5 protein-coding genes are annotated in these 7,678 nt (G+C 51.3%); 2 read left to right on the top strand and 3 right to left on the bottom strand.

Translation table 11 applies throughout. The features are described 5' to 3' along the window. Window positions 1-484 precede the first annotated feature (484 nt). Window positions 485-2,167, bottom strand: a complete 1,683-nt coding sequence (locus Q0294_RS05145; protein WP_299461596.1) for a family 16 glycoside hydrolase — start codon at window positions 2,165-2,167, stop codon at window positions 485-487. Between the two features lie 216 nt (window positions 2,168-2,383). Further along, window positions 2,384-3,862, bottom strand: coding sequence for a sulfatase-like hydrolase/transferase (locus Q0294_RS05140; protein WP_299461594.1), 1,479 nt, complete (start codon window positions 3,860-3,862; stop codon window positions 2,384-2,386). A 439-nt stretch (window positions 3,863-4,301) separates the two neighbouring features. On the opposite strand from Q0294_RS05140, the gene Q0294_RS05135 reads away from it, so the two are divergent. Further along, window positions 4,302-5,321 carry an ROK family protein gene (locus tag Q0294_RS05135; protein ID WP_299461592.1) on the top strand — a complete coding sequence of 340 codons (1,020 nt, stop codon included), beginning with the start codon at window positions 4,302-4,304 and terminating at the stop codon, window positions 5,319-5,321. Between the two features lie 64 nt (window positions 5,322-5,385). Beyond that, on the top strand, window positions 5,386-7,194 hold the full coding sequence (lepA, locus tag Q0294_RS05130) for a translation elongation factor 4 (RefSeq protein WP_299461590.1): 1,809 nt from the start codon (window positions 5,386-5,388) through the stop codon (window positions 7,192-7,194). Between the two features lie 68 nt (window positions 7,195-7,262). Here the strand turns inward: lepA and Q0294_RS05125 are convergent. Next, the coding region (locus Q0294_RS05125) for a hypothetical protein (protein WP_299461588.1) at window positions 7,263-7,678 on the bottom strand (416 nt) is incomplete at its 5' end.

Below are 7,678 nucleotides of genomic sequence, written 5' to 3'. Positions count from 1 at the left end.
GATCCAGCCCTTTTTTAATTGTAATCATTGAATTTTGAACCTGAAAACAACGAGCATTTCTAAATCAACTCGCCTGATGTGGTTTAACAAACCATCTGAATGCTGCACAAAATCGAAACAGACATCCCTGCTGTTATTTGACTTTATCTATCGGCTTTATAGGCGCAAGCTGCCTTGTGCCCAATATTTCGCGGCTATTTTACACACATCGCCCTTTTTTTGTAGTGAAAGCAAGGTACAAATTGAATCATTTTTGATTCTGTCACAGAATAATCCGTTTCACGTCCTGAACCGGTCACTATTTCAAGAATTTCCCGCGCGGAAAACCCTATCGAAACTCTTAAGAGTGGATTTCCCTCACTGGCAACTCCCCGATTCCGATTCATCCGCCAACACCCATTCATAAAAAAAGCCATCTGGAGGCAAAACTTCCTCTCAGATGGCGGGTAACGAGATTGTATCAGAATTTAGTTTAAGTTTCGACCTAAAGCTCCAACAACTTTACGTTCTTGTACCAGACTTTATGCCCGTGATCCTGAAAACCCAGGTAACCCTTTCTGGGGAAGTCTTTGACGGCCATTTTGAATTTGTGTTTTGATCCATCTAAACGTGTGCCAGGTTCAGTCCATTCATCGGCATTCAGGCTGGCAACCACCTTTCCGTTCACAGCAACGCTGATCAGTGGACCTTTGCAGGTGATCTCGATATTCGTCCATTCCCCCGGTGCACTGGCCTGATTGACTGCGGGAGCAACCAGATCATAGATCGCGCCAAAATCGTGCATGCCGGTCCCTTTACCGCTCAGCACCTGGGCTTCGTAGCCGGTCTGAACCGGATCCATGAGATCGCCCACGCGGAAGAAAATGCCCGAATTGCATTCTTCCGGCATTTTAACATCGCATTTGAATTTGAAATCGCCAAACGGTTTATCGTATACGACCAAATAACCGCCCGACTTATAGGGCACCAATGTTCCGTCTTCAATCGGAGCAGCGATCGGCTTGCCGTTATTGCATTTCCAGCCGGAAAAATCTTTGCCGTTAAATAACAGCTTCCAGCCGGCGGCTTTTTCAGCAGCAGTCAGCTTGTTGTCGGTAGCAGAAGTTTCCGCACCGGCCAGATCCAGTTTCGCCAGCTTCGTGTGCGCCTCTTTTTTCGCCTTCTCCAGCACACTGGCCAGTGTCACTTCGGCTCCGCCCTGTCGTTTACTTTCGTCGGCGGCTTCCATGAAGCTGTAGATTTCCAGTGTTTCCTCTTCGCTGACCGGTGGTTTGCCGGAGCGAAAGAACTTCACAATTTCGACCAGCAGGGGTTTGTACCCATCATAACCACCGACGGCAACTTCTCCGTTTTTCCCGACAGCGGTTCCGCCATATCCACTGGGTTTCCCTTTGCGAACACCGGCGAAGTGCCCTTCCCGTCCGCCGGCCCATTGCCCGACGACTTCATCCCGGTCGGCGTCGCTGACGGTCCGTTTCGCCGTCTGACAGCCGGGGCCCATGACGGTAAACAGGGTTTCCACACCATGAATTCCGTACCAGAACAGATCGGGGTGTGTCGCTTCCAGAGAACAAGGGCTATGCGTGCTGCATTTGGTAATCTTCCCTTCTGCGCCGTTTCTGAGACTCTGAGCGCCTTTGGAAAAACGGAGTGAAGAGGAAGAAAACATCGGCGTATTATATTTGCGGGACAGCTCGAATATGGCAACCGCATCAGTCAGTGAGCCGGCGATTGGCTTGTCAATAAAAACCGGCTTGCCTGCCTGCAACACTGGTATGACCTGCTCCAGGTGCGGACGTCCGTCGTTGGATTCCAGAAAAACGACATCGACTTTTTTCAGAAGCTCATCGATCGAGTCCACAATCTCGACGCCCATCTCCTTGACCTGTTTTGTATAATCCGGAACACGATCAACACTGGAGGGAATGTCTTTACTTCCCTGGGGATAAGCGGCGACAATCCGAATGCCAGCCAGATCCCCCTCAGGTGTTCCCGTGTTGAGCAGCTTGGTGAAGGCAATCACATGCGATGTATCCAGACCGATAATGCCGGCCTTCAGTTCTTTTTTGGATTCCCAGGCCAGCAGAGAGCTGCTGAGTGCAACCGTCAGGATGAAACATGTAAAAGCAGCCTGACAAAATAGCCGTTTGTATGGTCCCGAGTTCATAATGATCCTCAATCAAGTGTGACAGGTGAGCAAACAGGAAACTGGCAGGAAAAGCGATCCCTTCATTGCGGAGAGAAGACTTTTGGCTTCCTTATGAATGTTTATAAATTCGATTATTGCAGAGTCGACGCACGAATTGCAATCAAACAATCCCTGCGAGTCTGAAATTTCAAGTATTCGATAGTTCATCGTCTACAGCAGCCTGATGTGAATCCATCAGTCTGCGTAATCTTTTCCATTCAGACTGTCGACGACCGATTTCTGCCAATCAAGCAGTTCTGTTTTCATTTTCTGGACCCGCTCCGGATCGTCTCCGGCCAGATCATGTTGTTCCGAACGATCCAGTGCCAGATTGTAGAGCGCGTATTCCGGCTGCTCCTTTTTTGAAATCGATTTTATTAATTTAAAATCGCCGTCAATCCAGGCTGCTGCTCCCGGCAGATCATCCTTTGAATATTGTGTTGCCAGACTGGCGACGTCCGCATCGGGAACCGGACCTTCGGGGTTGGGCTGCTCCGGAGTCTGTCGACTTTTGAGATCGAGCAGAATTTCAGTGCTGCGTTTGGGGTGCCCTTTTTCTGGATAAGTCCAGAACCCCATCGGATGAGGGCGTGTTGCCATCTGCCCGTCGATCAAAGGTAACAGGCTGACTCCATCCAGGTCGGGCTGATGTGAGACTTTTGCTCCGGTAATCGCCAGCACGGTGGGATAAATATCAATCGTCCCGCAAGGCACGTTTGTGATTTCCGGTTTCTTGATGCGCGCGGGCCACTCGATCATGGAAGGGACGCGAATGCCCCCTTCCCAGAGATTGCCTTTCCAACCGGCCAACCCACCGGTGGCCTGAGAACGCGCTGCTTCTTCTTTAAATTGCGGAGGCCGTGGCCCGTTATCACTGGTAAACCAGAGCAGCGTATTTTCTGCCAGTCCCAGATCTCTCAACTGACGGCGCAGATGCCCCATCGCGTGGTCCACGCCGGTAATTTCACCGAAATAGTTTTGAAACGCTTTGGACTGATTCTGATATTGCGCTTTCAGTTCGGGAAGCGCTTCGTGCGGCGTGTGCGGATTTCCGAACCAGATCACTGCCAGGAAAGGCTGCTTTTTTGTATCAGCCTGTTTGATAAACTGCAAAGCGGCATCCACGGTCGCCTGCGAACTCTCGCCTTTGAGCTGCGTCACCACTCCGTTGTGGCTCATCCAGGGATCGTTCTCATAAAAATTCGGGCTCGAAACCCATTCATCAAAGCCGCTGTTGCCTGGAGAAACCGGGCTGTTTGCCTGCACCGATCCCAGATGCCATTTTCCGAAGTGACCGGTCGTATATCCGGCTGACTTGACGGCTTCCGCCACGGTTACTTCCTGCGGTCTTAAGGTATGTCCCCAGCTGAAACAGCCAAATCGATTGGGGTGACGCCCGGTGAGAAAACTGCCGCGTGTCGGCGAACAGACGGGAGCAGCCGCATAAAAACGATCGAAACGCAGCCCGCTGGCTGCCATATCATCGAGGTGGGGCGTTTTGAGAATCGGATGACCATTAAAGCCGGTTTCTCCCCAGCCCTGATCGTCGGTCATACACAGAATGATATTCGGACGGCTGGACTGAGCTTGCTCGGCGTTTAACGCAGATGAAAAGCAACCGCAACCGCAACAGCAGGACAAGACAAAAACCAGTATTCGAATGTCAAAACGCATTTCGTGCCCCTCATCAGAACAATATTCGTGAGACAGAACCTGCACTGCAAGCCGGTTTTATCCTCCACCAAATCGAGCGGGGCGCCAAGGAATAGCCGCCTGCCTTGTCGATTTTCCGGAAAGTTCTTTTGCAGCCGAAACGCAGCCCGTCAATCGCCGACAGCCCGTGCTCTCAACCTGGCGGGTCCCGATGACTAAAAATCAGCGCGAGATGCTCCCGTTCGGGGCCTGTTTTGTCTCTTTGTTGATTGCATCAATGCCTTTGGCTCGGATATACTCCTGCCTGTGCCGCTGGACTTCCTCTGAACTGACGTCGATTAACACTAAGCGGTTAGGGATCACACTACGGCTGCTCGCAAAAATCGAGGAATCGCTCTCGTTCCATTGCTGGTCACGTCATTATTGGTTTTTAAAATACATCAGGGGAACAAAGCGCGATATGAAACCGACAAAAGATAATGGCCCCTATTTTGTCGGCATTGATATTGGTGGTACGAATGTCAAAGTTGGCATCGTCGATGATTCCGGACAAACACTGGCGTTTTGTCAAACGAAAACGGAAGTAGACAAAGGCGTCGATGCCGGCTTAAAAAACATTTATCAGGCCATCGATGATGTGTTGTCAGATTGCCAGTTTACGATGGACGACATTAAAGCCATCGGAATTGCCACTCCTGGTACAATGGATATACCCGGCGGAAAACTGGTAGATCCCCCCAATCTGCCCACCTGGAAAGGATTTCCCATACGCCAGGTGGTCTGCGATCATTATTCGGGAAAAATGACGATCTTCCAGAATGATGCGAATGCAGCCGCTTATGGAGAATATTGGATCGGTGGGGCACAGGACGTCCGTAGTCTGGTTTTCTGGACGCTGGGCACAGGAATCGGCTGTGGTATTATTATAGATGACATGATTATTGAAGGTCGGCATTCACATGGGGGCGAGTGTGGTCATATTATTATACAAATGACGAATGGCCGCTTATGTGATTCGGGACAATATGGAACACTGGAAGCATACGCCGGAGGTAAATCTTTTGTGCGACGCTGCCAGGAAGAACTGGATGCGGGACGCAGCTCTTTATTAGTCGAAGAATTGAAAGCGGGGAACGAACTGACTCCTCTCTTAATTGCCCGGGCGGCAGAACAGGGGGACGAGTTGTCGAACGAATTGATCATGGATTCGGCCATGTATCTGGGAGTGGGCACAACCACGCTCATGCATACGATTGACCCGGACATGGTTCTGTTTGGCGGCGCGGTCACTTTCGGCGGCAAGGACTCTGAGTTGGGGCAGCGTTTTATGACTCGAATTCGCGAAGAAGTCAAACATCGCGCATTTCGCGTTCCTTACGAAAATACAATCATCGACTTTGCGGTTCTCGGATCGGATGCAGGTTACATTGGAGTCGCCGGTTGTGCCCGACTCGCCAGCCTCAAAGCCGAGACAAATTAAATATCAACTCCGGATTACTTTTGACCCGGGTTTTCTTAAATAAGAAATGACGAGATTCACCTAAATGGCAATTGAGACCCGTTTGATTCGAAACTTTTCCATTGTCGCACACATCGATCATGGTAAGAGTACACTCGCCGATCAATTACTGCTGAAGACCGGTGCCATCACAGCCCGGGAATTCAAGGCCCAGATTCTGGACGACCTGCAAATCGAGCAGGAACGCGGGATTACCGTAAAAGCACGCACCGTCGCCATCCATCATAAATATAAGGGCGAAATCTACGAACTGAACCTGATTGATACTCCCGGACACGTTGACTTTCACTATGAAGTCTCCCGCAGTCTGGCTGCCTGTGAAGGCGCCCTGTTATTAGTCGACGCCTTTCAGGGCGTGCAGGCACAGACGGTCGCCAACGCTTACGCCTGCATTAACGCGAACCTGACGATTATTCCCGTGGTCAACAAAATCGACCTGCCGGTCACGCGCATTGATGAAGTGCTGGAAGAAGTTGAAACGGTGATTGGCCTGGACCCGTCAGACGCCTTGATGGTCAGCGCCAAAAGCGGGATTGGCATCGAGGGAGTTCTGGATGCGATCATCGAACGCATTGCTCCCCCCCAGGGTGAAGCCGACGCCCCACTCAAGGCACTTGTGTTCGACAGCAAATACGATCACTACCGCGGCGTTGTGACTTACGTCCGGGTTGTGCAGGGGACCATCGTCAAAGGTCAAACGGTCGTCCTGATGCGAGGCGGGGCAAAACTGGATATTATCGATATCGGTCAGTTCACGCCGCACATGAAACCCGTCAAATCTCTGGGACCCGGGCAGGTCGGTTACCTCGTCAGTGGTGCCAAAGATCTCGAGCATGTGCATGTAGGCGATACGATTGCCAATCCCAGAAATCTGCCGGCAGAGCCGCTGCCCGGTTATCTGAAACCGCAACAGATGGTTTTCTGCGGCATGTATCCGATTGAAGCAACCGATTTCGAAAAGCTGCGCGAAGAATTGTCAAAACTGAGTTTAAACGATGCGAGCTTCAGTTTCGTGCCCGAGACCAGCGATGCCCTCGGTTTTGGTTTCCGCTGCGGCTTTCTGGGCATGCTGCATATGGAAATTATTCAGCAGCGACTGGAGCAGGAATTCAATATCGACCTGCTGCAGACAGCGCCTAACGTCACCTACGAAATCCTGGAACGGAATGGTGAGATCGTGCTGATCGACAATCCGCAGGATGTCCCCGACGCCGGCCGCATCGAGGAATTCCGTGAGCCGATTGCCCGGGTGACATTCATCCTGCCGGCAGAGAGTATCGGTATCATGATGCAGTTGTGTTCCGACCGGCGGGGCATCTATAAAAACACCGAATACCTGGGAACCAATCGTGCGCAACTGATTTACGAGTTGCCGTTAGCCGAAATCGTTTACGATATGTACGACCGGCTGAAAAGTGCCACCCGCGGGTATGGAACAATGGATTATGATATCCTCGGTTTCCGAGCCGCTGATCTGGTGAAAATGGATATTCTCGTCAAAGGCGAAAAAGTCGACGCGCTGTCCACCATCGTCCACCGCTCGCAGTCCGAACGACGAGGCCGCGGTCTCGTGAAACGTCTGAAGGAGGAAATCTCAAAACACCAGTTTGAAATTCCGATTCAGGCAGCCATCGGCGGCAAGATCATCGCCCGGGAAACGATCCAGGCACTGCGCAAAAATGTGACAGCCAAATGTTATGGCGGCGATATCACCCGCAAACGAAAACTGTGGGAAAAGCAAAAAGAGGGCAAAAAACGACTCAAACAGTTCGGTCAGGTCGAAATTCCCCAGAAGGCATTCCTGGCCGTTCTGGATGCAACGAAGGACGAGTAACCGAGACTCAAGCCAGTTTCCCGGGTTCTCGAAATCAAGCGGCAGCGAAGTAACCTCGCTGCCGTTTTTTATTCCACCTGTGCCAGCACTTCTTCCAGCGCTTTCGTGCAGGCTTTTATCGAGATGACGGCCTGTTCAAAATTCGTATGCGATGACGCTTCGGGTGCATCCAGAGCAAATTGATCGGTGGCTTTACGCAGCTTGCTGATCTTTTTTCGCAGCATCTTCAGATAGGCGTCGGGATCATCGACGCGTGTTTCCAGCGCCCGCGAAGCATCGAACACCGCACGCGCGATATGCATCAACTCCGGAAAATCCTCGGCTTCATCGCTGTGCTTGACGAATGTCCGCACCATCCACGCATGTGACAGAATAATCTGGCTGCGATCAACGGCTTCCTGTTTGCTGTAAGACATCTCGTATCGGCATCCTGAATTTTCAACGGCATTTGTGGCGACGAACGTATTCGCCGCATCTGTCATGA

It is taken from the genome of uncultured Gimesia sp., assembly GCF_937919775.1.
In the GTDB taxonomy this organism is placed as follows: Bacteria; Planctomycetota; Planctomycetia; order Planctomycetales; family Planctomycetaceae; genus Gimesia.
This window is presented reverse-complemented; position numbering and strand designations above follow the sequence as displayed.